We start from the raw sequence: 25135 nt of genomic DNA on the forward strand, positions 1-25135 counted from the left end.
TTGTGTAGGATAGCTGGGAGGCTTAGAAGCGTGGACGCCAGTCCATGTGGAGCCGACCTTGAAATACCAGCCTGGCAAGTTTGAGGTTCTAACTCAGCCCTGTGATCCAGGGCGAGGACCGTGTGTGGTGGGTAGTTTGACTGGGGCGGTCTCCTCCCAAAGAGTAACGGAGGAGCACGAAGGTACCCTAAGCATGGTCGGAAATCATGCGGTTAGTGTAATGGCACAAGGGTGCTTGACTGCGAGACGGACAGGTCGAGCAGGTGCGAAAGCAGGTCATAGTGATCCGGTGGTTCTGTATGGAAGGGCCATCGCTCAACGGATAAAAGGTACTCCGGGGATAACAGGCTGATACCGCCCAAGAGTTCACATCGACGGCGGTGTTTGGCACCTCGATGTCGGCTCATCACATCCTGGGGCTGAAGCCGGTCCCAAGGGTATGGCTGTTCGCCATTTAAAGTGGTACGCGAGCTGGGTTTAGAACGTCGTGAGACAGTTCGGTCCCTATCTGCCGTGGACGTTGGAAAACTGAGAAGAGCTGCTCCTAGTACGAGAGGACCGGAGTGGACGAACCCCTGGTGTACGGGTTGTGATGCCAATCGCATTGCCCGGTAGCTACGTTCGGACGGGATAACCGCTGAAAGCATCTAAGCGGGAAGCCCCCTTCAAGATGAGTTTTCCCTGAGACTTCGAGTCTCCTAAAGGGCCCAGGAAGACGACCTGGTTGATAGGCTGGATGTGTAAGCGCTGTGAGGCGTTGAGCTGACCAGTACTAATGGCCCGTGCGGCTTGGCCATATAACGCCCAAGGGGTGTTGGCGGCTTGGACGAACAAAGAAGCAAAGATAGAGCTACGAGCAACACTTGGAACGATCGGACAGATAGAGATAGCTAGCTAGAAAGAACAAGCTAGCGAGAGACAAACGAGAAAACGTGTCAATCAGAGCGAATTGGGTGCGTTGTTACGAGGACAAGGCGAAGGCAAAGAAAGTGAATGCCGACGTTAGAGAGCCACATACGACAGCCACCAACCAGTTTGCTTGACGACCATAGAGCTGTGGAACCACCTGACTCCTTGCCGAACTCAGTCGTGAAACGCAGCCTCGCCGATGGTAGTGTGGGGTCTCCCCATGTGAGAGTAGGTCATCGTCAAGCTTTTAATACCGCCCCGGACCAGCGATGGTTCGGGGCTTTTTATTGGGCCGGAAATAACTCTGCTACAAATTAATCGAGTGAGTTCAAACGCGATTGAAATGATACGGGTAGCCCCGTTGGTGCTTCCAGAAAATAAATACGCTCGCCGTGAGCATCCATCGGACCTTGTGGATCCAAACCCTGTTGGCGAGCTTGTTCAGCAAAGGCATCTGCATCGTCTACCACGATCTGCAACATGGTTCCGGCAGGCATGTCGTCACCGACGGGCCATATTTCTACCCAGCTGTTGCCAGCCAGAAAAATATTGTCGGATACATCCTGCCCTTCTGCTGTTTTGGTCTGCAAAGGCGCTAATCCCAGCGACCGGAAAAAATGCTGCAGCGCTGTGGATTCTGGCGTAACGGTGCAATAACGCATGCTCAATACTTTCATGGTTTTTCTCCCTTTTATAAGCCGCCCCAGGCAATCATTCCCATCAGACGATGTGGTAACAGGGTGAAAACACCGGCACCCAGCAAACCCCAGAGTGTCATTAGCATAGACGTTCGGTGGGCTTGTATCCGCCCTTGACGCGCAGCGACTAAGCCGCCGACCAAACTCCATAAAGTGGTCACGCTGAGAATATGGATGGGACCAAAACCACCGGGAAACCAAGGCAGGGTTCGTATCCAGAATGATGAGATGGCGACAACGGACATAAGGCTGATCCAACTGTAACCAGCGACACGATGCAATCGGCTGCCCTTGGTTGCACTTAGCGCGACCGTGCCTAAAAGCACTGCAGTTAAGGCTGTTGCAGCGTGCAGTGCGACCACCGGAGAGATCGGTTGTCTGGCGATCAAGACCAACAGCTCGACCAGCAACCAAAACGCTATCAGCGCGGGCAACAACATCCAGCGGATATCGGTTGGCTGTCGATAATCCTTTGTCGTCATATGGCGTTCCCTGTGTATTTTTTATTATTCGGGTGAATGCCGTTGCAGTTGATTTTCCAACTCCGCCATGCCGGAAGGCACATCCAGCGATTGCCCCAAATCGTTAAACGTTGATCCGAGCGCATGCAGGGTTCGGAACAGGTTATGGACCCTGCACTGTTCACCCATTTGCCCGATACGAACAATGGGTGGACCAAAAGAGCCGGCAATTTCAACGCGGTAGTGTTTGGAAATGTGATTGCAAACTGTTTTGGCGTCGATGCCATCCGGCAGCGCAATTCCCACCACTGAATTCAGACGCGCTTCGGGGCTGACATACAACTTCAACCCTAAGGCTTCGATACCGGCCTGCAACGCCTGGCTGCTGGTCGCGTGGCGATTAAAGCGTCGTTCCAGCGTCTCTTCACACACCAGCCGCATGGCTTCGTGCAGAGCTAGCAAACCCGAGACGGGCGCTGTGTAGTGATAAGACGCACGGTGCCAGAACTGGGTGGCCAAGGTGGCATCGAGAGTCCAATGCGGCATGGGCATTGGACGATCCGAAATGCGTGCCCAAGCGCGTTCGGAAAAAGCGACCAAAGACACGCCCGGAATAGAACTCAAGCCTTTCTGGCCGCCAGTGATGACCGCGTCGATGTTCCAGTTGTCCATTTCCAACGGCATGGTGGAGAGCGTGCAGACGGCATCGACAATGATCAGACAGTCGTATTCGTGTGCCAGGCGGGCAATGGTTGGTAACTCGACGTTGTGGGTGGTGTTCGAAGTTTCGCCCTGCACCATGGTCATAACCGCCGGACGAAAACGCTCCAGCCCGGCCCGTATCTGTTCCGGATCGGCGCCCTGCCCGTCCGGAATTTCCAACTCTTCGACCTCGCCACCGGCGCGGCGCGACATTTCCGCCAGGCGATGACTGAAAAATCCGTTGCGGATGCTTAATACACGCGTACCGGGCCAAACCAGATTAGCGACCGCCATTTCCATTGCCGCCGAACCGGGGCCGGCGACGCCCATCAGCCAGGGTGATTCGGTTTGAAAAATATAGCGTCCCATGCGCTTAACCTGATCGATGATTCGCGCCATCGATTCACCCAGATGATTGATCACAATGCCGTTGGCGGCCGCAACCGGACCCGGAATGGGCACCGGTCCCGCGCCCATCATCAATAACGGTTCTTCAGGGAGAATGCGATTGAGGCTATCGATCTGAGGGACTTCTAACATCGTGGGCGGCTCGCTGTGAAACGGCAGGAAGACGAACCGATGGTAGCATGCGGCGTCGACTAATCGTCATACGCCTGCAAGTTGTTGAAGCGAATCATGGCGACAATATCGTCGACGTACGCCTGCCCGCGCTGTGAATAATTCACCAATGTCGGCGCCAGTTCCAGACCAGTCACAGCCGCGCCAGCCGCACGCAATTTAGCGCGTCGTTCACGCAATTGAGCGTAAGCGTAGTGGGTGTTGATGTTGTTCACATACAAGCGGACCGATTGTTGCGCGGAGGCGAAGCGGGCGACTTCATGACGGGCGTCATCGTCGCGTTCTTCCGGCACCATTCCGCAGTCGCGAGAAAAGCACCACTGACCGAAATAGTTGTTGCCTTCGACGGCAAATCGCGACGTTCCCCAGGCGCTTTCGTTGGCTGCCTGAGCCAGTGCCAAAGACGGCGGCACACCATCAACTCGAATCAGTAAAGCCTGCCAGTGGCTGAGATCGTTCACATCGAAATCGTCCATTTCATAACGATGCGCCAGTAATCGCAGCCAGAGCTGTTCAATCCAGTTGGCCTGTTCGGCGTTCACCACCGCTTGTAATTTGGTGCGGTTAGACAGGATGGCTTGGTTTTCGGTCTCGATCAGCGGCTCAAAATAGTCGAAGAAAGCTTGTTTGCGGGCGTCGCCTTCTGCGAATTGAGCAAAGTCGGGCGCAGGCGGGGTGGTTGGGCGAGTGCTCAGTCCGGCGGCCAGCGACACCGCCAGCAGCAACAGCAGACCAAGGATGGACAGCCATCGAGTCATAAGACCTCGTTACCAGATAGGAAGCCGGCAGTATAACAAGGTCGTCACGGCGCGCAGAGCCGTCAGCGGCGAATCATCACCGCTACAAACAGGGTGTCGGCATCTTCAGATGGTGCGCCGAGCAACCGCTGTTGGTGCAGTTCAAATTCCGGATGCGCCGCCAGAAATGCGCTGACGCGCTGCTCATTTTCCGCCACCAGCCAGCTGCATGTTGCGTACACCAGTTGGCCGCCCGTCGTCACCGCCCCACTCGCTTGATTCAGTAAGGCATCCTGTAAATGGTTGAGCTCGGTCAGGCGTTCAGTGGTTAGTCGCCACCGAGCATCTGGGCTGCGGCGCCAAGTGCCCGCGCCAGTGCAAGGCGCATCGACCAATACCGCATCGAAGGGCGCGGCATCGGGCAACGACTCGCTGCCGTCCATAACGGCCGTGGTCAGACCATTCAATCCAAGTCGGGCGGCGCGTTGCCGGCTTTGATTTAACGCACCCGGACGAATATCGGTCGCCAATACCTGGCCCGAGGGTTGAACGACGTCGAGCATCGCCAATGCTTTACCGCCGGCGCCGGCACAGACGTCCCAGCAGTGATCGCCACGACTTAACGCCATGGTTTCGACGACGGCCTGGCTGGCTTTGTCCTGTATTTCAATCCAGCCCGACTGCCAGGCATCGGTGCGTTCCAGACCGGGTTTGGCCGCAACAGCGAGCGCCCGGTCGTGTCGCGATTGGATTGCAAAACCGGCCTGCTCCAGGCTGGCTTGCGCGGCGTCTTCATGACCTGACGCGAGACGTAACCACAACGGCGGACGTTGATTCTGCATGCTAAGCCACTGAGCTTGCTCGTCCGCCGACCAATCGCTGACCCGCGCACGCTCGTCCAGCCAACCATTCCACTCGGGCAGCCAACTCGTTAACAACTGATTGAGCAGGTCACGATCTGGCGTTGGCAATGCATCGAGCCAGGCACGACGCTGCTCGCTGTCGTGGATTTCTTTGGGCAGTTGCGAATCGGCACCATCGATCATCACCAGCCAACTCCAGATGTCGGCGGGCGACATCGTTTGGAGTTGCGACCAAATTCGGTCGCCACTGATGTCGGAGTCGTCACCCGACCAGCGTCGATGCAGAAAGACGGGCACGGCCGCCTGGCGACACAACCGGAACAGGGCGTCGCTGTAAAACGCTCGGTCTTTGCGGCCGAATTTGGTTTCGACGCGAAAACGTTCAGCCAGCCAACGGTCGGTCGACGGCCAGGACGGTTCCAGGAGTAGAGCTTCGGTCAGCTTAAACAGATGCGGCCAGCGATAGCCCGGCCAGGCGTGTGCGGTCATGACAAAATCGGTGTCAGTCTGGGCGGCGCAGTATAGAGCAGGGGGCAGTGGCTGCACAGCCAAGCCGGGTCTGGCAAGATGCGGACAGATAGCTGCTGAGGTTACTAACAATGACAACACCCCTCGCGCTGATCACTGGTGCCACCTCGGGCATCGGTGCGGCTTACGCTGAGTTGCTGGCTCAACAGGGTTTCAATTTGATACTGACCGGGCGACGCGAGCGCGAACTGGCCCAGGTCTGCGAACAATTAACGCAGCGCTTTGGTGTGACTGTGGAGCCGCTGCTGGTCGATCTTGCCGTTGCCGCCGAACGCCAGGCATTGGTGCAACGTGTGCGGTCATTGCCGCGTCTGGATGTGCTGATCAATAACGCGGGTTATGCCCAAGATGGTCATTTTGGCCGCATCGATTGGGCCGCCCATCAGGCGTTGCTCGATGTTCATATTCAGGCCGTATGTGAGTTGACCTACGCGGCTTTGCCGCTGTTGTTGGCGCAACGGGGCCGGCTGGTGAATGTGGCATCGGTCGCGTCCTGGCTGCCAACACCGCAAAGTGCTTTATACGGACCGACCAAGGCATTTTTGCGTGTCTTTTCAGAAACCCTGGCGTTGAGTTATGGCCGCCAGGGATTGCAGGTTCAGGCGTTGTGTCCGGGGTTTACCGTGACGGATTTTCATTGGAAGTTGGGCATCGACCCGGAACGGTTTTATCGGTCGCATGGATTGATGCGCGCTTGGCGTGCGCCCATGGTGGTGGCCCGGTCCTGGAGGGATTTGCAGCGTGGGCGCATCGTGTGTGTTCCGGGCTGGAACTACCGGCTGATTGTCGCGCTGTTACGGCATGTACCGATGCGTGTACTGCATTGGGCCATGTCGCGCGCCAAAGTGGCCCGCTACGGAACCGACTGATTCTGCGCAAAAATGCCGAGCCGGACTTGTGCCGTACCCATTGAGGCGGCACGCTTAGCCTCGGACATTTCAAGATAGAAACGATGCATTGGATTGTGACTCTGGGCCTGTGGCTTTACGCGGCCTTGTTGGTTGGCCTGAGCCTGCGCATTTTGATGCGTCGCCGCGCCGTGGGTGTCACCCTCGCCTGGCTGTTGCTGATCTACGTGCTGCCGCTGCTCGGTGTCAGCCTCTATTCCCTTTTTGGTGAACGCTACCTCGGCCGTTTCCGTGCCGGTCGCGCACGCACCCAATTCCGTTTTTATAACCAATGGCTGGAAGATGTCAGCCAGCGTCAGGAAGTGTCCGCACCGATCAATTCTCCGTTGCGTCCGGTCATGGAATTAACGCTGGGCAGCCTGCGCATGCCAGCACTGGAAGGCAATCACTGGCGCATTCTGGATCAGGCCGATGCGGTTTTTGACGCGCTTTTGGCCGACATTGAACAGGCACGCGAATGGATCTTTATGGAATTTTATATTCTGGAAGATCGCGGCCGGGTATCCGAAATTCTCACCGCTTTGATCGCTGCCCAAACGCGAGGCGTGCAGGTGTATTTGCTGCTCGACAGCGTGGGTTCCAATCGGTTTTTGTCGAGCAAGGCGTGTCGCACCTTGTGTGCCGCCGGTATCGAAATTCTGGATGTAATGCACGCCAACGTATTGCGGATGTTTATGCAGCGTATGGACTTACGACAGCACCGCAAACTGGTCAGCATCGACAACCGCGTCGCCTACAACGGCTCGATGAATCTGGCCGATCCGCGTTGGTTCAAAAAAGATTCCGGTTTTGGTCCTTGGGTTGATTTGCAAGTGCGCATCGAAGGCCCGATCGCCGCCATCATTCAAGGCAGTATGATTTTCGATTGGGAGATGGAAACCGGTGCGCGGCTGGAAGCGGCCTTGAGCTGGCCGCAACAGACGCAAGCTGGCGGCAGTCTGATGCAGTTTCTGCCCACCGGTCCGGCTTTTGAAGAAGACATTTTGTTGCAGGTGCTGTTGACGGCAATTCACAACGCGCGCGAAGAAGTCGTGATCAGCACACCGTATTTTGTGCCGGAAGATGCGTTGTTGCAGGCGTTAAAATCGGTGGCGCGGCGCGGATTGAAAGTGACGCTGTTGATACCGCGACGCATCGACAGCCGCTTGGCGCAATACGCCGGCCGATCGTTCTTCGATGAATTGCTGCACAGCGGTGTGGAGATTCGTCGTTTTACCGGCGGCATGTTGCACACCAAGAGCGTCATCATCGACGACCATCTGGTGCTGGTCGGTTCCGTCAATCTGGACATGCGTTCGTTGTGGCTGAATTTTGAAGCCACCCTGATGGTCGACGATCCCGATTTCCACGCGGATATGCGTCGTGTGATTGATCGGTATCTGTCGGTCAGTCATCGATTGGATTTACAGGAATGGCGGCAGCGTCGTTGGTACAAACGCTTCTTCGAAAACCTGGCGCAATTGGCCAGTCCGTTGTTGTAGTCCAAGTGTTGTAATTTGAGAGCAGTAATTCGGACTTAGCGCTATGCCGTGGGCCGGGTATGAATGCCAAGCAACATCGCCACGGCAACAACACCAGTTGCCGGGATCAGCACCAACGCAAATTTCACCGGGTGATACAGCCCCGAAGCGCCAGCCAGTATGCCAATTCCACCGCCGCCGCCAATGATCCAGTTGCCCGGCAAATTCACCAGCACCACCAACACCCAGTACGGGTGTGTCGCTAAATAATGTTCGGCAAAACGCAGTAAACGTGAGCGCAATCGATTGTCGGTGGCGGTTTGAAACGCCAGCGCCAAGCGCTGTTGCAGTTGTTGGATCAGCGGCCAGTCGCGCAGGTTTTGTCCCAGTGTGAAAGCGATTAACAACCCCAGCGGTGTTGCCATCCAGATCGCTAAAATCCCCGGCGTTCCAAGCGCGGCCATGACCATCCAACCCAATTCAACGGCGGGTAAAAACGGCACCGCCAGCGCGAGCGCGTAAAGCGTTGCCGTGATCAACACCACCCAGAACGGAGAGGCGCCCCGTGCTTCGAGCCAATTCATGACCAGCCCTTTGCCATCGGCAAAGAACACCAGCCAAAGCATGGCCGTTAGGGCGACGATGGCCAACAGGCGACGGCACCAAAGCATCAAGGTCGGGTTCAAAGAGGTGGCGCCAACTGCACGCCGGTTGCGGTATTAACGTCGGCATTGGAACGTGCCGTTTCAGCCAGCAGGCATTGAATGGGCGGTGTCTGGTGACGGGCTTGCTGCAACGCCAGTGTGAGCCGTTGCAGCAAGGCGTGCGGCAGTTCGTCCGGGCTGGCGAGCGTAACGCCGATGTGTACCTGAATGCGTTCGCTGCGGCCGCCAAGATCAAACGCCAGTCGCCCGGCGGTGGCTTCAACCTGCTGTGCCAGGTCCAGCGCTTTGTCGGTGTCGATGTCCATATCGCTGGCGAGCATCAGTTGATGTTCGGTGAAACGACCAATCACCAGCGGCTGCGTGATGTCGGTGCGCACGCGTTGCACCAGTTTGCGAATCAACTGATCGCCGGCGTCCTGTCCCAGGCGGCGACCAAGATCGGTGTAGCCGTCGATGTCGAGCAGCAACACGCAAAAGGGACGACCTTCATTAAACCAGCCGGCCAGGTGTTGCATCAGGCCATGGCGATTGGGCAGACCGGAGAGTGTGTCGATCAGCGCCAGCCGTTCCAATTGATTGCGTTGTTGCAGCAGACGATGAATAAAAAAGCGACAGGTGATCGCCATGTACAGCAGGCACAACACCAGATCAAACCACTTGAACACGTAGACTTGCCGATCGGTCAGCAGCAACCAGGGTTCGGTGGGTTCCGGTACAATAAAGCACAGTGTCAGCAGCGCCAGGGTTAACGTCAGCAGACTGATCTGCCATTCGCGTTGCTGCGGCGGCAGTATCATAAAAATCAACGCCGGCACCATGATGAAGTAATAGTCGGGGCCTTGGGCGTCGTTGAAGCCGAACAGATTGATGATGGTGAAATTGAACAGCAATACCAGCGTCAGCCAGATGGCGGCGAACAGGGTTTTGCCCCAGTAGAAACCGATCAAGCCAAACAGGTGCAAGCCGGCGCAAAGTAATGGGAAGAGCGTGAAGGCGGGGTGAGTTTCGGTCAGTTGCAGCAGTGCAGCGTAGGCAAAATAAGCCAATAACAACGCCCAAAGCAGAATGCGGGTGGCGAACTGTTGCAGTTCGGCATCGCTGGGCACCGCCATAGGCCAGACTTTCACACTGGATTCTCCCGCTGATGAAAGCAAAGACAGAGATCAATCATCAGCGGTGAGATTGACCTCTGGCTGAATACCTTGTCAAGGCGCCAGCAGACGCCCTGACACGGTGATATTAATGGTCGTGATCGTCACCGGAATGGACATGGCCGTGTTCCAGTTCTTCGGCCGAGGCTTCACGCACATCGGTGACCGAACCTTTGAAACTCAGGGCTTTGCCCGCCAGCGGGTGGTTGCCATCCACAGTGACCAGGTCGTCAGCAACCTGAGTAACAGTTACTTGCAGCGGACCGCTTTCCGTTTGGGCGGTAAACACCATGCCTTCTTCCACTTTGTCGACACCCTGGAAGGCATCTTTAGGCACCGATTGAACCAGACCGTCCTGATGTTCGCCGTAGGCTTCTTCCGGAGCGACGGTGACGTTGAAATCGTCGCCAACGGCCAGACCGGCCAGTGCGTTTTCCAGACCCGGAATGATGTTGTGGTGGCCGTGCAGGTAGACCAGCGGTTCGCGACCCTCAGAGGAATCAACGACAACGCCGTCTTCATCCTTCACTTCATAGTGAATGGAGACAACGCATTGGTCAGCAATGTTCATAGGAAACTCCTGTTGGAGGTGGCCGCGCGGTTGCGACCCGAGAATGTATGGCCTGAAAGACCTTGAGGCCCCGACTTTGGTCCGGTTGCGGTCCGGGCCAGTGAGTACCCTCGTTGAGGGTAAGGAGCACAGATGCGACGGTGTCGAGACAGCGGCAAGAATACCAGCGCCCCGGCGGTCAGAAAAGGACGGACCGGCCGGAAAACGGCGTTTTATCGGCGTTAGGAGGCCGAATGCCGATGGATAAAAGCAACCGTTTGGCGAATGGCGTCGCTGAGGTTGTCGTCCAGTGTCAGCCCGCTGGCTTTGCGCGGTTTCAGGCTGTGGTCACCGTCGGGCAACCAATGCAGTTGCACCTGAGCCGGCAGTTGGTAACCGTCGACTTCGTCGCGGTGGCCGAAGGTGTCGCGTTCGCCCTGACAAATCAGTACCGGGCTGGTCACATCCGCCAGGTGATCAGTGCGCAATTTTTCCGGATTGCCGGGCGGGTGAAACGGGTAGCCGTACACGCATACGCCGGCAACGTTCTGCTCGGTCGCCAGCAATGTCGCCATGCGCCCGCCCATGGATTTACCGCCAATGAAAATGGGCTCGGCATCGGTGTCCTGACGAACCGATTCCAGCACTTCGGTAAAACACGACAGCAACTTGGGGGCGCGATCCGGGGGCCGCTTTTTACCGGTCTGACGACGTTCCGCCATGTATGGAAACTCGAACCGCACAACGCGAATGCCCGCCTGCCCGAGGCCGTCGGCCAGCACCGCCATAAAGTCTGAATCCATACCGGCGCCGGCGCCATGCGCCAGAATCAAGGTGGGGCCGTGCGAGGGGCCGTTGCTCAACATGCCGCTGTCCTGTTCTGTGAGAGCGCGCATGCTAACCCCTGCCGGCCACACTGTGTAGCGACGCCGATTTCCTTATACTGGCGGCGACTTAATTGAGGTAACGAACCCGATGTGGAAATCAATAGCGCCTTTGCTGGCCGCTGGGGCATTAACAGGCTGCAGCGCCATTGCCATTCAGGACACCAACGTTGAGAAGTTAAACGTGGCGGTGGAATACCATCATCAGCCCGGGCAGGTGGAGGTGCGCACTGAGCTGCGCGCCGGGCAGTGGAATCGCCGTGTGGACGCCGACAGTCAACGTCCGGAAATCATCACCGCCGGTGGCGAAGTGGTGCCGATGTTGTCGGGTGTCGAAGCTGGCGATTACGGTGTGCGGCTGGACCCGGAAACCGGCCCCTATCTGTTGGTGTTGCCGGAAATAGCCGAGCTGGAATTACCACTCACCGGGCCGGTGGCGTTGAACGGGCAGGCGCAGGTCAGTGGGCAAGTGTTCAATCGGGACGATGAACTGACGCTGGCGATCAGCGGCCAGACCGACCGGGTTCGGGGCTGGTCGTTCACCGCCTATTGCGGCGATGAACGGTGGACGCTGAACCTGTCGTTGGATCAGGACGACAGCGACATTAGCCTGCCGTTAGCGACCTTGATGCGGCAAATCAACGCCAAGGCCGAAGCCGATCTGGCCGGCCAGATACCGGTTACCGTCACGCTGTGGGAAAACTACGATGTGAATTGGGCGCCGCCGTTTCGCCCCGGCATTGCCCGCGCTGAAGACGAGGTGCACTTCACGGTCGATACGGCCGGCTTGCGGGTGTCGGGTAGTATAAGTCTGCAATTGGCAACGAGCCTGAGGGTTGGTGTCAACAACCAGGCCTGGCCGGTGCGCTTCTGTCACTGAGGAATGTGAATGATCGATTGCTGTTCGAGCCAGCCATGCAACTGGTTCAGCGGCATCGGTCGGGCGATCAGATAACCCTGGGCGCGGTCACAGCCCAATTGGCGACACAACGCCAGGGTGTTTTCGTCTTCCACGCCTTCGGCCACCACCACCGCGCCAAGCGTGCGGGACAACTGCACAATAGCGGTGACAATGTGGCGGTCGGTCGAAGACGCATTGAGTGCGCGAATAAAGGCACGGTCGATCTTGATTTCATCCGGCCGAATGCGGCTCAGGTACGCCAGTGACGAATAGCCGGTGCCGAAATCGTCGATCGACAAAGCGCAGCCCAGCGCGCGCAGTCGCTCCAGCGTATCCAGGCAGCGGTCGGTCTGTTCCATCACCATCGTCTCGGTGATTTCGACTTTCAGCCGTTGCGGCGCCAAACCGATGTCGTCCAGGCAGGAAATCAGGTCGCGGCCATCCACTTCGGCGATCAAATCTAACACCGACAAATTGACCGACAACGGCCAGCTTGGCGACCTCGGGTCCGATTGCCAGCGGTCGACTTCCGCCAACACATAGCGGGTCAGCGTCGATACACGGTTCATCTGCTCCGCCAGCGGAATAAACTCGGCCGGTGAGACATCGCCGTAAACCGGACTCTTCCAGCGCAATAAAATCTCGCCGCCAGTGACTTCGCCGCTGTGCAAATCGACCACCGGCTGCACATGGCAGCTCAACTCACCGGCCTGCAACGCCTGCGGCAAGGCCTGCGCTAAACCAATGCGGCGCTGGAATACGGTGTCCTGTTCCAGGCTGTACGACTGGAAGTAGTGGCCTTGTTGGTGACCGCTCACCAGCGCCACGTTCAGTCGGCGCAGAATCTCATCCAGGGCTTCTGGTTGATGGGTGCCGACGTGAAAACAGGCCACCTGGCTTTCCAACTCAAAATTCTGTCCATCGATTTCCAATTCCAGGTGACTCAAGGCGGCGAGACGCGCTTTCAGGTCGGTCTGTTGTTGCTGATCGACGATGACCAGAAAGCTGTCGTGCGCGAACACCGCTAACGACGCTTTGCGGTAGCCAGGCAACGACACCACCCCGTCTAACTCATTCAATCCCTGATTCCAATAGTGCAGCGCCTGAACGCTGAGCCGCTGAACCAGACCAGGGCCAAGCAACTGCAACAACGTTCGAAAGCCGTTCAACTGGACCAGCAACACCACCGGCTCCACCAGTTGTCGGCAAATCGATTGCCAGCGTTCGGCCAGTTCCTGATCAATGTAGGGCCGGCCGGGCAAGCCGGTGGCGGAGTCGGTGAGCAGCAGAAAGTGTTGCCGCTCCTCCAGAAAGCGCAGCCTGGCGGCGACGGCAAACGCCATCAGCAGAAGCTCGATCACGGTCGAGATGAAAAACGCGTTCAGCGCCAGGTCGGACACCGGCCAAATGCCGACAAACGCCAAGGTACCAACGCCGCCACCGACGACCTGAACCACCAGCGCCGCCATCAACAGGCGTGCCGGTCGATAGCCAGCGCGCTCCTGGCGCCAGGCAAACATCAGGATGGGCACGATCACCAAGAGTTGAGACAGCACAAACAGCGCCATGATGTAGCGGTCCGGCCATATCAACGAGGCCGCAGCACCCACCAACTGCGCGGCGGGTAAGCCGTACCGGTAACGCAATGTGTTGGGCGGCGGCGGATCGCCCTGGCTGAGAAAGGCCAGCGCAAAGCGAAACAACAGCAGCAGAATGATGAAATTCAACATCAGGATGTGATGGCTGAACCAGGACACCCACTGGGCCGGCACAAACTGGTGGCCGAAGCCCTGCAATGATCCGACGTACACGATCAATAAAGCGTGAAAGGCGACCAGCCAACCCTGAGTGGAATCGCGTCGGCCGAACAGCAGCACCAGATTGAACGCTAACAAGGTTGTCAGAACGGCGAACATGGCCCAGTCGGTGGCGAAATGCTGTCGCTCCATGGCGTCCAGTTGAGCGGTGGGCGTAACCCGAACTGCCAAGGCAATGGGGGTGTCGGAACGCAGGCGCACTAATAATTGGTATTGCGTCTGTCCAACCAGCTCAATGTGGCCCTGAAAGCGGGTTTGGGCGGGCCGTTCGGCGAGGTTCGGTTGATTTCGACCCAGAATAAGGTGTTTCAGCAGATCGCCATCGGCGCTGAACAGATAAAGATCCAGCTCTTCGAGGATGGCGTTCTCATTATTCAGATAGTAGGTCTGCTGGTTGATCGCCAGATTGCGCAGTTCAAAGCGCATCCATACCGCCTGGCTGCTCAAGCCTGGCGCTGTCTGGCCTTGGTCGGCGGCGAGCAAAGCAGTCCAGGCCTGATCGGGACCGAGACTGGGGTCGGCTACCCAGATGGCATCGGGCTCAGTCAACCAGCGGCTCGACATCTCAGGCGACCAACTGTGATACGCCAACGCCGGGCCCGCCAGAGCCAGGCCCAGCAGCCAACACAGTACCCGCCTACACCAAACTGCCATCAAATGCCCTTGCTCCGACTGAGTGCGATCATTCAGACGATCTCTTTTTAGTCAGTCTAGCCCGCTTTCCGCGCCGCTGCCCGGTCTCCCATCGATAGATTGATCGTCCGAACAATGGGGAACATAGCGTTCTTTATTTGGAACATGGTTTGGCTCGAATCCTTCCAGGCAGGGCCGATTACCTCCAGTGGATTATCAGGCTAAACTGCCGCTTCCGGTGCTCAAGGAAGGAGATTCGGAAGCACACATTCATTTGCTTGCAGGACATTCCCATGACTTGGCTCAGAAATCTGTCGATCGCCAACAAGGTCCGCCTGCCACTGGCACTCATCTTGTTGATGACCTTGGTCATGACGGTTGGAGGGATTCGTAGCACGGCGGTTTTAAATGCCAGTTCCGAGACTCTCATCAGTCGTTTTCAGCCGGCCCAATTAGCGCTGGCAGACATCAAATCCAATCTCTATCGCGCGCTGGTGGCCCAGCGAGACTACATTCAGGGCGGTAACTGGGGCACCCCGCGTGACCAGATGGACGCCTATCGCAACCAGCAGGAAGGTGGCATCGCGGCCGCTCGCGATGAAATTGAGCGATTACGCGGGCTGCTGGAGTCCGCTGAAAACCAAACCTTGCTGGATCAAATCCTCGCCGCCCTGGCGCAATGGGAAACGCACTCTATTGAGATTCTGGATCTGGCGACCGATGGCCTGGCGTCTGTGGCTTATCAAATCAGCATCACCGATGGTGAAGCCGCCTTCAGCGAGGCCAACAGCGGCATCGACCAACTGGCGCGGCAAGTCAACGCCGAAGCCCAGGCTCAGGGCGACCGCGCCATCGCTCAAGGCGACAACACCATTTATGCGTTTCTGGTGCAGCTGGCGTTAGCCTTGTTGGTGATACTTGCCATTGGTGTGTTGCTGCCACGGTCGTTGTCGCGACCGATCATCCATCTGCGGGATCGACTGAGCGACCTGGCGTCCGGCGAAGGCGACTTAACCGCACGCCTGACCTTGGTTCAGCGCGACGAAGTCGGCCAACTGGCAGAGCACTTCAATCACCTGATGGAAAAACTGCATCATTCCATGGCGCGCGTGACGCAGGTGAACCGTCAACTGCTGGACAGCGGCCATACGATGAATTCCGCCAGCCGCAGCAACATTCACCTGGCTCAGCAACAAGAAGAGTCGATGGACCAGGTCGTCACGGCGGTTGAAGAACTGCACGGTTCGGCGCGCGAAATTGCCAGCAATGCCGAACGCGGTGCGGTCAGCGCCAACGAAGCGTTGGAAAGCGTACGCGAAGGCACTGAGCGTGCCGAGCAAGCCAATCAGCGCATGAAAACGCTGATGCAAGGACTGAACGAAGCTTCCAGCGCAACGCACAACCTGGCCGAAGAAGCGGAAAACATTGCCGGAGTCTTAGAAGTGATTCGTGGCATTGCCGAGCAAACCAATTTGCTGGCATTGAACGCCGCCATTGAAGCGGCGCGTGCAGGCGAACAAGGCCGAGGTTTTGCGGTGGTGGCGGACGAAGTTCGTTCGTTGGCCAGTAAAACCCAACAATCTACAGAAGACATTCAGGAACGCATCGAGCGATTGCAGTCGGGCGTAAACCAAACGGTCGACACCATGACGCGCGGTACCGAACTGGGGCAGGAAGCCGTTACGGATGTGGGGGAATCGACCGACGCCTTCCGCAAAATTCAGGCGTTCATGCAGGAAATCAACGACATCAGCACGCAGATTGCCACCGCCACGGAAGAGCAAAGCCAGGTCGTTGCCGGTATCAACCAGAACCTGCAATCCATTGCGGATTATTCCAAGGAAAACACCGGCAATTCACAGAAAATTGATCGCGCCGCCGATGAGTTAACCCGACAGTCAGCGGATATCCAATCCGTGCTGGATGGCTTTAAGCTGTAGCGACTTTATGCAGCGGGCTCTGATCGGACACTGATTTTTGTGGATTTGATCAACTTTTAACGCCTTGCAAAGCGAGCACAAACAACCCAGTTAATCTGGGTTGTTTTTATTCAGCGACACAAAATTGTGCTGTGGCACTTTGGAGGGACGATGAATCTGATTGTATTTCTGTTGATTGGTGCGCTGGCCGGATGGTTGGCTGGGCAGATCACTCAAGGCGTAGGTTTCGGCCTGTTGGGCAACATGGTTGTCGGTGTGGTCGGTTCGTTTATTGGCGGGCTGGCGTTCAGCCTGTTTGGCTTCACCAGTTGGAACTTGCTGGGGTCGATTATTACCGCAACGGTCGGGTCCGTTATCTTGTTGTACATCGTCCGTTTGGTGAGCTAAACCTGACATCGCCACTTTTATTATGGTTGTTGTCGAAAACCGTTCTGTCGGAACGACAATATTAAGCCGCCTCTGGCGGCTTTTTTTATGATCAGGAGAAGCTCACATGAACCCGATGATTTTCGTCAATCTGCCGGTGGTGAATCTGGATGCCGCCAAAACTTTCTACAGCCAGCTCGGTTTTACCAATAACCCGAACTTCAGTGACGACACCGCTGCCTGCATGGTGTTAAGCGACACCATCTACGTCATGTTGCTGACCCACGCCAAATGGGAAACCTTTACCAAGCGCCCCATTCCATCGATTGAAGCTGGCGAAGTCATGCTGGCGTTAACCTATGAAAGTCGCGATGCCGTGAACGAAGTGGTGGATGCGGCAGGTCGTGCGAAGGGCGTCGCTGATATTAACCCGGCTCAGGATCATGGTTTCATGTACAGCCGCAGCTTTCTGGACCTGGACGGTCATCTATGGGAAGCAGTCTGGATGGATCCGGCGGCCGTTTCGGGTTGAGCAAAGAAAAATAACTGGCAAAAAAAACCACACATTTGTTGCCGTTGCAGCTACAAATGTGTGGTTCAGTCGTGCCTATTTGCGATCTTCTTTTCTAGGGGACCGGCGTGAGGGGACGCACTTTCGTATCGCTTCTAGGTTCTCACCACTTCACCCGAGGTTGGCATCCATGCCAGGCTTCCATTCCTCAACATCCACTGCTGGCAGGCCATGTCCTTAACCAGCAAGCACAGTATGGCAACGAGGCGTTTGAAAATTCGTTTTAAGAATCGTTGTTTTTTGCCGAATTTTGCTCAAATTTTGAGCAATCCATTTGAAAAACAGCCATAAATCCTCCCAAATCGAAATTTTTCTGCCATTCGCCGCAGTCAGAGCCATTAATGATTGGCAATAAATTCCCGAACTGACTGGATGAAAATCTGAGCGGCGGGTTCTCTACCCAGCAAGGCATGGTTGTCGCTGTTCAGGCTGAGGAATTCGGCGTTGGGAATGTGCGCCGCCAAATCGAGACCGTTCTTTACCGAAATACGCTGATCGCCACGCGAATGAATCACCAAGGTCGGTACACGGACCTGCCGCAACAGATCCTGCACATCAATGTGATCAAACACAGTGAGTAATTGAGCGGCGTTATGCGGCGAGGTGCTGGCGCGTTGCAGGTCATTAAACCAGGCGGTTTCACTGACGCTCGCGCCGGGCATAAATGTGGATGAAAAAATCTGGCGGTAAGCCGGGTTTTCGCGAGACCAGCCGCTTTTAGTCAGCGTAATAAGGGCCTCGCGTTCGCGCCTCAGGTTCGGATCGGGGGCTAAACCAGGGCCAATGGCGTAACCACCGAACAGTACCAGGTGTCTGACTTTTTCCGGGTGCCGAACCGCATAGGCGATGGACACAGCGGCGCCTTGTGAGATGCCAAGCAAGGTAAACTGGTCGGCACCGCTGGTGTCGACCACGGCTTCCAAATCGGTAATCAGCGCTTCAAATGATAAATCGTCAATCGCCCAGTCCGATAAGCCAGTACCGCGTTCGTCATAGCGAATAAAACGATGGTCAACCGCCAGGTCTCTGAACAGCGGGCTCCAGATGGGCGAGTCCCAATCGTATTCCAAATGGTTCAGCCAGTTGGCGGCCTTAACAATGGGGTCGCCGTTACCCACCGATGCATAAGCGATGCGCACCTTATCGGTCGTTGTGCAGAATTGAATGCGCTGGCGTGATTGCAGGTTTTTACTGCTGGGCAGTGTCGGCGTGTATTCACCCGGGTCTGCGCTCTCGTCAATACGGTCTTTTGGCGACCAGGCAATACCGGCCGAACGGAATCGCTTGATGAATTCAACCGACAGAACACTGAGTTCCTGAACCTGATTCAAGGTCTCTAACAGTGTTATCAACCGGGTGGCCGCAGCTGGATTAAAAGGCTCTGTTTCTTCCCAGGTGCGCGCCCATTTTAAACGATCCGCTTGTGACAAATCCGGGTGACTCGACAGCCGGTACATAACCTTGGCTCGCAATTGAGACGCCTCGCGTCGTTGAGCGATGAGCCACTGTTGAAACAACTCCTGGCCTGGCAAATCGATGCTTTCCAAAAAAGTTTCCTGCAACGTTTTGCTCAGGGTTTCCAGTTCATGAATGGGCGTGAATGGATCGTTTGCTTTCAGTTCAATGTCGCGGATATCGATTTTGATGTCGTTGGTGAGCAACGACACCCGTTCGCGGTCAGCCATTAGGCGTTCTTTGTTGGGGCTATTGACCATCTGACGAACTTTGCTCAGTGACCAGCGCAAGGTGCTGCGCGGGTCGTCCGGTAGTTTCCAGAACACTTCACACAAGCGATCACGACGATGCGGCCGAGCGGTAAGGGCGAGGTATGCCAGGAGCGCGCGAGTGCGTCTGGATGGTGGCATGTCCACCGCTTGCCCGTCGCAATAGATGCTCAATTCGCCCATGGTTTTAATGGATAAAGTCATTTTGGTCTTCCTGCTTCTATGAATGTAAAAGCATCCAAAACACTGGCGAATTTCAAACGTCGTTTTTTAAATTCCACGATCGTTCAAACGTTTCGTCAAACGGCCAGGCTTTAGATTACCTCGGTAAAGGAGGTCGCTCTGGAAGCAGGGATGAAGGTTGGAAGAGGGTGTGATGGAGTCGACAGTGGAGTGGAAACTCGATCACGGAGCGCATTCTTAATCGGAAGAAATATCGAATGCAACCAGAGAAGTTAGAAATTTATTTGAAAGGTGAAGTAATGAACGAAAATCGCAGTCAGGAACTTTGTTCGGTCGTATATATATGGATCGATAGCAGTCAATTCGTCACTCGGATCAATAGCAAAACACGGTATCTGGTCATTCCCGATCAGCCACAGTTGAGTCATTTTCCAAGCTGGACCTTTGACGGTCGATTTGCACTTCAATCGCCTTGTGATGAAGCTTACTTAACGCCGGTTCGCTGGTACCGCAATCCATTAAAACTGGGCCGCCATTTTTTATTGCTCTGCGAAACAACCGATGCCGAAGGGTATGCTCAGCCCAGCAACCACCGCGCCGGATTAAAACAAATGATTCAGCGGTACGAGGCGGGCAATCAACTCTGGATGGGGTTTGAGCAATCGTATTGCCTGTACGGTCCGCATTGTCAGGAATCACTTTTATTGCAATCGCAGGGTGAAACATCGGTCGCCTATCGTTGCGGCGACGGTGTGCAGGTGACCATTCGTGACATAGTTGAACAACACGCGCTGGCATGCCTGGACGCCGGGTTGCCTTTAGCGAGTTGGCACGCCTGCGCCACATCAAAGCAATGGCTTTTCCAGTTGGGGTATCGCGGCCTGGATGAAAACTATGGCGCGCTGCGAATGGCGGACGATTTGTGGTTGGCGCGCTATCTGTTGGAACGGGTGGCTGAACGCGTTGGCTGCGTGGTTTGCTACGATGCCGAAGGCGATCAAAGCCCATTGGCGACCGGAATTTCGACTTGGAAAACCCGAAATCCGCGTTTTGGAATGGATGAAATTCAACACCTGGTTTCGGTACTGGAAGAGTTGGAATCGATCGACCGCACCAGCCAGGAATTCAAGCATCAATTTTATCGCTCGGAAGATTACGCTGCTGGATATACCAGCCGACAGTCGGCAATCCGAATTCCATTGCAGGTGGTTCAACAACGTTGCGGATATCTGGTTGATCGGCGACCCAGAGGCAATGCCGATCCGTATCGAATTGCTCAGTATTTACTTGGTGCGCTTTCGGTGGGTGAAGACGACTCCCAATCCGAACTCACTGACAGGGAAGACAGCGAAAGCGGGGAATACGTCGATCTGGTCTTAAACGGCTAATGCCCGAGCGAATAGAGTTTTTATCCAGGCCGCTGTTAATTATGAAATCGATGCGCCTGACAGGGATGTTTTGTCGGGCTGAGACACTCAGAATTATTCAGAAAACATCCACGCTGGCAGAGGCGGCCACCAGCGAATTAATAAATGATGGACTCGAATGGATGAACCGACATTACTTGCGGGAGACGGAGATTGGTTCGCAATTTTCGCTTCTAACGCCGGCTGAACTATGGAACCAGTGCTGTTATTTCGCCTGATTCCAGGGTTCAGTTCTGGTTTCGTCATAACGCGTCTGATGCCGCGTTACTTCCTCTATATGGCATTCCACAAAATCCGCCAGCTGAGTCACCAGCCGGGCGCTTTCTTCACCCAGGGCCGTCAAGCTGTAATCCACATGCGGCGGTAAGACCGGATGCATGACACGCGCCACGAAACCATCCCGTTCCAGCTGCTGCAGTGTCTGCGCCAGCATTTTTTCGCTGATACCGCCGATCAGGCGGCGCAATTCACTGAAGCGATGGCTGGGTTTACTGGATAGAGCCGCAAGCACGATCACCCCCCAGCGGCTGGTGAGGTGTTGTAACACCGGCCGAGACGGGCATTGACTGGCAAATATATCGCCTCGGGCCAATGCGCCCGACAAGCTGCGCCATGAATGTTGAGTCGACATGAGCTAACCTTTTGGTTGGTACTTACTTTTAGTTAGTGCTGAGTTTAATCTGCCCGCCACTGGATAACCAGTCTGATTAAACATTGAGGAGAACCCGATGATTGCTATTACCGGCGCCAGTGGCCAACTCGGCCGTTTGGTCTTGAACCAATTGTTAGAAACCAACCCGGCCAGCGACATTGTTGCCTTGGCCCGCAAGCCTGAGACGTTGAGCGGCTATGCCGACCAGGGCGTTCAGGTCCGCCAGGCCGATTATGACAAACCGGAAACCCTGCTGCCGGCGCTGAAGGGCGTGAAAAAGCTGCTGCTGATTTCCGGCAGTGAAGTTGGCAAGCGCACGGCTCAACATCGGGCCATGATTGACGCGGCCGTTCAGGCGGGCGTCACTTTGGTGGCTTACACCAGCATTCTGCGTGCGGATACCTCAAGTCTGATGTTGGCGCAGGAACACCTCGCCACCGAGCAGGCATTGCAAGCCAGTGGTTTGCCGTTTGTATTGCTGCGCAACGGTTGGTACAGCGAAAACTACACCGGCACCGCAGCGATGACGGTGGAGCATGGCGCCTTGTTTGGTGCCGCCGGTGATGGCCGCATTGCCACCGCTACCCGTGCGGATTACGCCGCCGCCGCTGTTGCGGTGTTAACCGGCTCTGAGTCACATGCAGGCAAGGTGTATGAGCTGGCGGGTGATCAAGGGTTTACGTTGAGTGAATACGCAGCAGAACTGGCCAAGATCAGCGGAAAGCCAGTCAGCTACACCAACCAAAGCCAGGCCGATTTCCAGGCGTTTTTGCAGCAGGTGGGATTGCCGGAAGGATTGGCGCAGATGCTGGCGGATTCAGAAACTGGTGCCAGCCGTGGCGAGTTGTTTGATGACTCGAAAACACTGAGTAAGTTGATCGGCCGCCCGACGACGCCGATCTCTGAAAGCATTAAAGCGGCGTTGGCTGCTTAAGAAAGAAAAAACTCTTTTCCGGCCCTCAAAGCGTCTGGTCGGAAAAGAGAAACCTTGAATGAAAAACAATGTGAATGATGTGCTGTGACTGCGAGTTGAGTGTGGTTAAGACTTCCATCCCAACTGGCGGAAAAAACTTTCTGGTGCGTCGTTGTAGCGAGAGGGTTGAGCCGATTCGTCGTCGCCGGACTCAGCCGCCCTGTCTGATGAAGGTCGCTGAGGCGGAGGAGTGGAATCGTCTTCCAGACAATCCGCTTTAGCCAGTGCGTTGATGTAAGCGGTCTGGCTCCATTGACCGGAACGGTCGCGATTGAACACATAGGCCGCACCCATATAACTTGCTGCCGTCTTGCCGTGTACTCGCGGATAAGCGGAACTGAAATCGTCTTGCGCAATGATCAGTGTATTGCCGCCTTCATTGAGATTGATGGCGAAACCAAAGAATTCGCTGGCGTCAATTTCACTGGTACGCAAAAAACGCAAACTGTCTTCCAATTCGGCGGTGATCGATACCATCGAAGAATCTGTAAAACCGTCTTCGTTATAAGCGCGTAAAATGTATTGAGCGTTGATACGGCTGTGCAATGGCACGGTCCAGATCAAAGACTCACGCCCTGGCAAAATATACGATCCTACCCGTTTGAAATCGGTCTGCTCATTGACGCGTTCCAATAATTGGTAGTGGCTGGCTCCAGCTACATCGCGCCATTGAAAACGCAAATTGCGCGCTGACTGAAACCGCACGTTCATGCGTGGCGCTGCCGGTGCTATGGACACATCGGTTCGGTGTGAACCGCCAAGAGCAACCTTGCCTTTGTCTTTGTTTCTACTTTTAAAAAAGGTCATCGCTGCTGCAAATAAAACCAGCAGGGCCGTGCATTTTAGTAACAGAAAAATGATCTCAGAAACATTCATGGCTTTGATCTCAGTGTGGCGAGGTGGCCGTTGCCGGAGGCCGAAGCAGGTGGTGGAGGCTAATGGCTAACTCCCTGCCATTTCGCCTCCACCGAAAAAGACTTCCTTGTCGCGGGAATCCCTTCCCGGCCCCTATCCCCCGATCTTATGGCTGGGCAACAAACCAGACGTTGCCAACACCGTCACCATTGGTGTCGCCTTCTTTGCGGTCGCCAACCCAGGTGTATAAAGGGCGACCTTTGTAGGTCCACTGCTGGGTGCCGTCGTTACGCGCGATGATGTTGAAACCACCGCCTGCTGTAGCCGCTGCGCCAGCAGTGAACGGCGGCCAGTTGTCGGCGCAACCGCCGTTGCAGTTGGAGACTTCCGGTGCGTCGTTGGTGAAGGTGTAGAGCGTCATGCCATCGCGGTTTGCCAACACGGTGCCTTGGCTGGTGCTGACTTCTTTGACAAAGTTATGGCCGTCACCATAGGCATCGACAGCGCAGCCTGCGGCGGTGAGGATGGCCAGGGTCATCACAGTGGCGAAGGTGGTTGCTTTCATTTTTGCTTCCTTGAATCAGTTTGGTTCTTTCGCGCAAAGCGCTGTTTCTCAAACGGAGTCCCTGGCGTTTTTTTAAGTGCCAACTGCGCTCCGAATTTGTTAGTGACCGTTGCAAAAAATGCCTACTCCCTGACGTAAAAAATATCCTTAAAACTTTGCCAACGGCTTCGACATCCATCCAGACGACTGGGTGTTTTGATTTGGATGCACGCTTGGAAATTTTTTTAAAAAATACAGTCAGACGCTCATCGCTACGCGGGTACGGATGTCCGTCGGTGCGGAAATAACCACCGTGGTGTCGTCGTTTTGCATCAACCCAACCAGGTATCGCCCCAGCTCATAAGGATCGGCGTCGGCACGGGGGCGACGGTCGACCAGATAGCCATGACCTTGCTGCATCACTTGGGTTGGAATTCGGATCGCTGCCGTGCGTTTTGTGATGCCCGAACTGAACTGTTGTGCTTGTTCTGACAGGCAGCCATAGCTGTACGGTTGCGCAATTGCCGGGTCGGTTAAGCGCTGGGCAATCACATCCAGAGCGTTCAGTCCGCAGCGAATGTCGCGGGTAAACAGCGTCGAGAAACTCACGTGCAGATGGGCGCCGTTTTGGTTCTGGTGATAGTCGATGTAGAAACCGAACTGATCCGCCAGGCGTTCCAGTAAGTAGCGGGCAATCCATAAATCGTCGGCCACGCTCAGGGCATCGCAACGGTCGTCCGAGTCGCCTCGGTGGCCGACTTGAAAGCGTCGGCTGTGTTGAGTGGATTCAGCGTTCATGCCGTAAAACAACAGACCGGCATCCAGGCAGGCGCGCAAATGCGCTTCCGCCAGCGCGGCTTCACGGTGGTTATCTGGGTTGCCGGAGGCGTCGATGCCGCAATATGCAGAAGGCAACGGCCAGGCGGTGGTGTTTGTTGTCGTCGCTTTTGGTATCGCCCGATACGGCTGTTCAAAACCCAACCAGGGGGCCAGCTCTGTGTAAGCGTTCAACATCAGGCTGCGCAATGGCGCGCGATTGTTGGAAATGTGGGTGCAGCCGCCTGCGTCCAGGACTTCACACAACGCTAAGTAGTGGCCGGGGCCACGTAACGGGTCTGGGTACAACTGAACGGGTGCCAGCAGGCAATCGTGATCGTGGCTGTCGGCCTGTTGGGTTTGAGTGCCATCAAAGGTCCAGCGTGGCAGGTCGTTTGGCTGTGGCTGATCGCCTAAAGACACAATCCGTGTCTTGCTGCGCAAACCGGGCGCTGGCCGATGGCCATCCAGCCAGATGTATTCAACGATGTTTTGCTGATTCATATCGCGCTCACTTGGGTAACAGCGTCAGTCGGCGGTGTATTCCGACAACTTGTTGACGCCTGGCTGGCAGAAAACCCAGGTGGCGTCCGTTGAGTGCGCGGCAATATAGGGCAGTACCGTTTGAATAATCGTTT

Annotated in this window: 23 protein-coding genes and 2 rRNA genes (1 of these 25 only partly in view); 10 read left to right on the forward strand and 15 right to left on the reverse strand. The window is 55.8% G+C overall.

Annotated features, from left to right (window positions below; translation table 11 throughout):
• Together DW349_RS01790 and rrf are read left to right on the forward strand one after the other, a co-directional pair.
• Positions 1-797: ribosomal RNA gene (locus tag DW349_RS01790) — 23S ribosomal RNA — on the forward strand; it begins 2090 nt to the left of the window's first position.
• A 241-nt stretch (positions 798-1038) separates the two neighbouring features.
• Positions 1039-1154: ribosomal RNA gene (gene rrf, locus DW349_RS01795) — 5S ribosomal RNA — on the forward strand.
• A 69-nt stretch (positions 1155-1223) separates the two neighbouring features.
• Here the strand turns inward: rrf and DW349_RS01800 are convergent.
• The 5 genes from DW349_RS01800 to DW349_RS01820 all read right to left on the reverse strand — a co-directional run bounded on the left by DW349_RS01800 (position 1224) and on the right by DW349_RS01820 (position 5438).
• Positions 1224-1586 carry a VOC family protein gene (locus tag DW349_RS01800; RefSeq protein WP_108127508.1) on the reverse strand — a complete coding sequence of 121 codons (363 nt, stop codon included), beginning with the start codon at positions 1584-1586 and terminating at the stop codon, positions 1224-1226.
• A 14-nt stretch (positions 1587-1600) separates the two neighbouring features.
• Entirely contained in the window at positions 1601-2089 is a 489-nt protein-coding gene (locus DW349_RS01805) for a DUF2306 domain-containing protein (protein WP_198650572.1), read from the reverse strand.
• Between the two features lie 24 nt (positions 2090-2113).
• Entirely contained in the window at positions 2114-3310 is a 1197-nt protein-coding gene (locus DW349_RS01810; protein WP_108127510.1) for a pyridoxal-phosphate-dependent aminotransferase family protein, read from the reverse strand.
• Positions 3311-3369: 59 nt separating this feature from the next.
• Complete coding sequence (locus tag DW349_RS01815) at positions 3370-4107, reverse strand: glucosaminidase domain-containing protein (protein WP_108127512.1); 738 nt, start codon at positions 4105-4107, stop codon at positions 3370-3372.
• Between the two features lie 62 nt (positions 4108-4169).
• On the reverse strand, positions 4170-5438 hold the full coding sequence (locus DW349_RS01820; protein ID WP_108127514.1) for an RsmB/NOP family class I SAM-dependent RNA methyltransferase: 1269 nt from the start codon (positions 5436-5438) through the stop codon (positions 4170-4172).
• Positions 5439-5548: 110 nt separating this feature from the next.
• Between DW349_RS01820 and DW349_RS01825 the strand changes: the two genes are divergently transcribed.
• Both DW349_RS01825 and cls read left to right on the forward strand, forming a co-directional pair.
• Positions 5549-6346, forward strand: a complete 798-nt coding sequence (locus DW349_RS01825; RefSeq protein ID WP_108127516.1) for an SDR family NAD(P)-dependent oxidoreductase — start codon at positions 5549-5551, stop codon at positions 6344-6346.
• Positions 6347-6429: 83 nt separating this feature from the next.
• Positions 6430-7866 (forward strand): cardiolipin synthase, encoded by a 1437-nt coding sequence (gene cls, locus DW349_RS01830; protein WP_108127518.1) that lies wholly within the window; start codon positions 6430-6432, stop codon positions 7864-7866.
• 41 nt (positions 7867-7907) lie between these two features.
• On the opposite strand, the gene DW349_RS01835 is transcribed toward cls, so the two are convergent.
• From DW349_RS01835 to DW349_RS01850, 4 genes are all read right to left on the reverse strand, one after another.
• Positions 7908-8531 carry a hypothetical protein gene (locus DW349_RS01835; RefSeq protein ID WP_115667126.1) on the reverse strand — a complete coding sequence of 208 codons (624 nt, stop codon included), beginning with the start codon at positions 8529-8531 and terminating at the stop codon, positions 7908-7910.
• Positions 8528-9637 (reverse strand): GGDEF domain-containing protein, encoded by a 1110-nt coding sequence (locus DW349_RS01840; RefSeq protein WP_157954462.1) that lies wholly within the window; start codon positions 9635-9637, stop codon positions 8528-8530. The genes DW349_RS01835 and DW349_RS01840 overlap by 4 nt, the downstream gene beginning before the upstream one ends.
• Positions 9638-9749: 112 nt before the next feature.
• Positions 9750-10232, reverse strand: coding sequence for a peptidylprolyl isomerase (gene slyD, locus DW349_RS01845; protein ID WP_108127524.1), 483 nt, complete (start codon positions 10230-10232; stop codon positions 9750-9752).
• 221 nt (positions 10233-10453) lie between these two features.
• Entirely contained in the window at positions 10454-11107 is a 654-nt protein-coding gene (locus DW349_RS01850; protein ID WP_232819390.1) for an alpha/beta family hydrolase, read from the reverse strand.
• Between the two features lie 79 nt (positions 11108-11186).
• Between DW349_RS01850 and DW349_RS01855 the strand changes: the two genes are divergently transcribed.
• Complete coding sequence (locus tag DW349_RS01855) at positions 11187-11975, forward strand: hypothetical protein (RefSeq protein WP_108127526.1); 789 nt, start codon at positions 11187-11189, stop codon at positions 11973-11975.
• On the opposite strand, the gene DW349_RS01860 is transcribed toward DW349_RS01855, so the two are convergent.
• Positions 11969-14467, reverse strand: a complete 2499-nt coding sequence (locus tag DW349_RS01860) for an EAL domain-containing protein (RefSeq protein ID WP_108127528.1) — start codon at positions 14465-14467, stop codon at positions 11969-11971. The genes DW349_RS01855 and DW349_RS01860 overlap by 7 nt on opposite strands.
• A 272-nt stretch (positions 14468-14739) precedes the next feature.
• On the opposite strand from DW349_RS01860, the gene DW349_RS01865 reads away from it, so the two are divergent.
• The 3 genes from DW349_RS01865 to DW349_RS01875 all read left to right on the forward strand — a co-directional run bounded on the left by DW349_RS01865 (position 14740) and on the right by DW349_RS01875 (position 17284).
• Complete coding sequence (locus tag DW349_RS01865) at positions 14740-16386, forward strand: methyl-accepting chemotaxis protein (RefSeq protein WP_108127530.1); 1647 nt, start codon at positions 14740-14742, stop codon at positions 16384-16386.
• 150 nt (positions 16387-16536) lie between these two features.
• A complete protein-coding gene (locus tag DW349_RS01870; protein WP_108127532.1) occupies positions 16537-16773 on the forward strand; it encodes a GlsB/YeaQ/YmgE family stress response membrane protein in 237 nt (78 codons plus the stop codon).
• A gap of 106 nt (positions 16774-16879) precedes the next feature.
• Entirely contained in the window at positions 16880-17284 is a 405-nt protein-coding gene (locus DW349_RS01875; protein WP_108127534.1) for a VOC family protein, read from the forward strand.
• A gap of 377 nt (positions 17285-17661) precedes the next feature.
• Here the strand turns inward: DW349_RS01875 and DW349_RS01880 are convergent, their stop codons facing one another.
• Positions 17662-19251 carry an alpha/beta hydrolase gene (locus DW349_RS01880; protein WP_232819391.1) on the reverse strand — a complete coding sequence of 530 codons (1590 nt, stop codon included), beginning with the start codon at positions 19249-19251 and terminating at the stop codon, positions 17662-17664.
• Positions 19252-19487: 236 nt separating this feature from the next.
• Here DW349_RS01880 and DW349_RS01885 point away from each other — a divergent pair, with 236 nt between their 5' ends.
• Entirely contained in the window at positions 19488-20618 is a 1131-nt protein-coding gene (locus DW349_RS01885; RefSeq protein ID WP_108127536.1) for a glutamine synthetase, read from the forward strand.
• A 244-nt stretch (positions 20619-20862) separates the two neighbouring features.
• Here DW349_RS01885 and DW349_RS01895 read toward each other — a convergent pair whose 3' ends face one another.
• Entirely contained in the window at positions 20863-21288 is a 426-nt protein-coding gene (locus tag DW349_RS01895) for a winged helix-turn-helix transcriptional regulator (protein WP_108127539.1), read from the reverse strand.
• Positions 21289-21385: 97 nt separating this feature from the next.
• Between DW349_RS01895 and DW349_RS01900 the strand changes: the two genes are divergently transcribed.
• Positions 21386-22243, forward strand: a complete 858-nt coding sequence (locus tag DW349_RS01900; RefSeq protein ID WP_108127541.1) for an SDR family oxidoreductase — start codon at positions 21386-21388, stop codon at positions 22241-22243.
• A gap of 105 nt (positions 22244-22348) precedes the next feature.
• Here DW349_RS01900 and DW349_RS01905 read toward each other — a convergent pair whose 3' ends face one another.
• The 3 genes from DW349_RS01905 to DW349_RS01915 all read right to left on the reverse strand — a co-directional run bounded on the left by DW349_RS01905 (position 22349) and on the right by DW349_RS01915 (position 25001).
• Positions 22349-23158, reverse strand: a complete 810-nt coding sequence (locus tag DW349_RS01905; RefSeq protein ID WP_108127542.1) for a hypothetical protein — start codon at positions 23156-23158, stop codon at positions 22349-22351.
• A gap of 145 nt (positions 23159-23303) precedes the next feature.
• On the reverse strand, positions 23304-23702 hold the full coding sequence (locus DW349_RS01910; RefSeq protein WP_108127544.1) for a COG4315 family predicted lipoprotein: 399 nt from the start codon (positions 23700-23702) through the stop codon (positions 23304-23306).
• Between the two features lie 237 nt (positions 23703-23939).
• Positions 23940-25001 (reverse strand): glutamine synthetase, encoded by a 1062-nt coding sequence (locus tag DW349_RS01915; RefSeq protein ID WP_108127546.1) that lies wholly within the window; start codon positions 24999-25001, stop codon positions 23940-23942.
• Positions 25002-25135 lie beyond the last annotated feature (134 nt).

Origin of the sequence: Saccharospirillum mangrovi (assembly GCF_003367315.1) — a bacterium.
Taxonomy (GTDB): Bacteria; Pseudomonadota; Gammaproteobacteria; order Pseudomonadales; family Natronospirillaceae; genus Saccharospirillum; species Saccharospirillum mangrovi.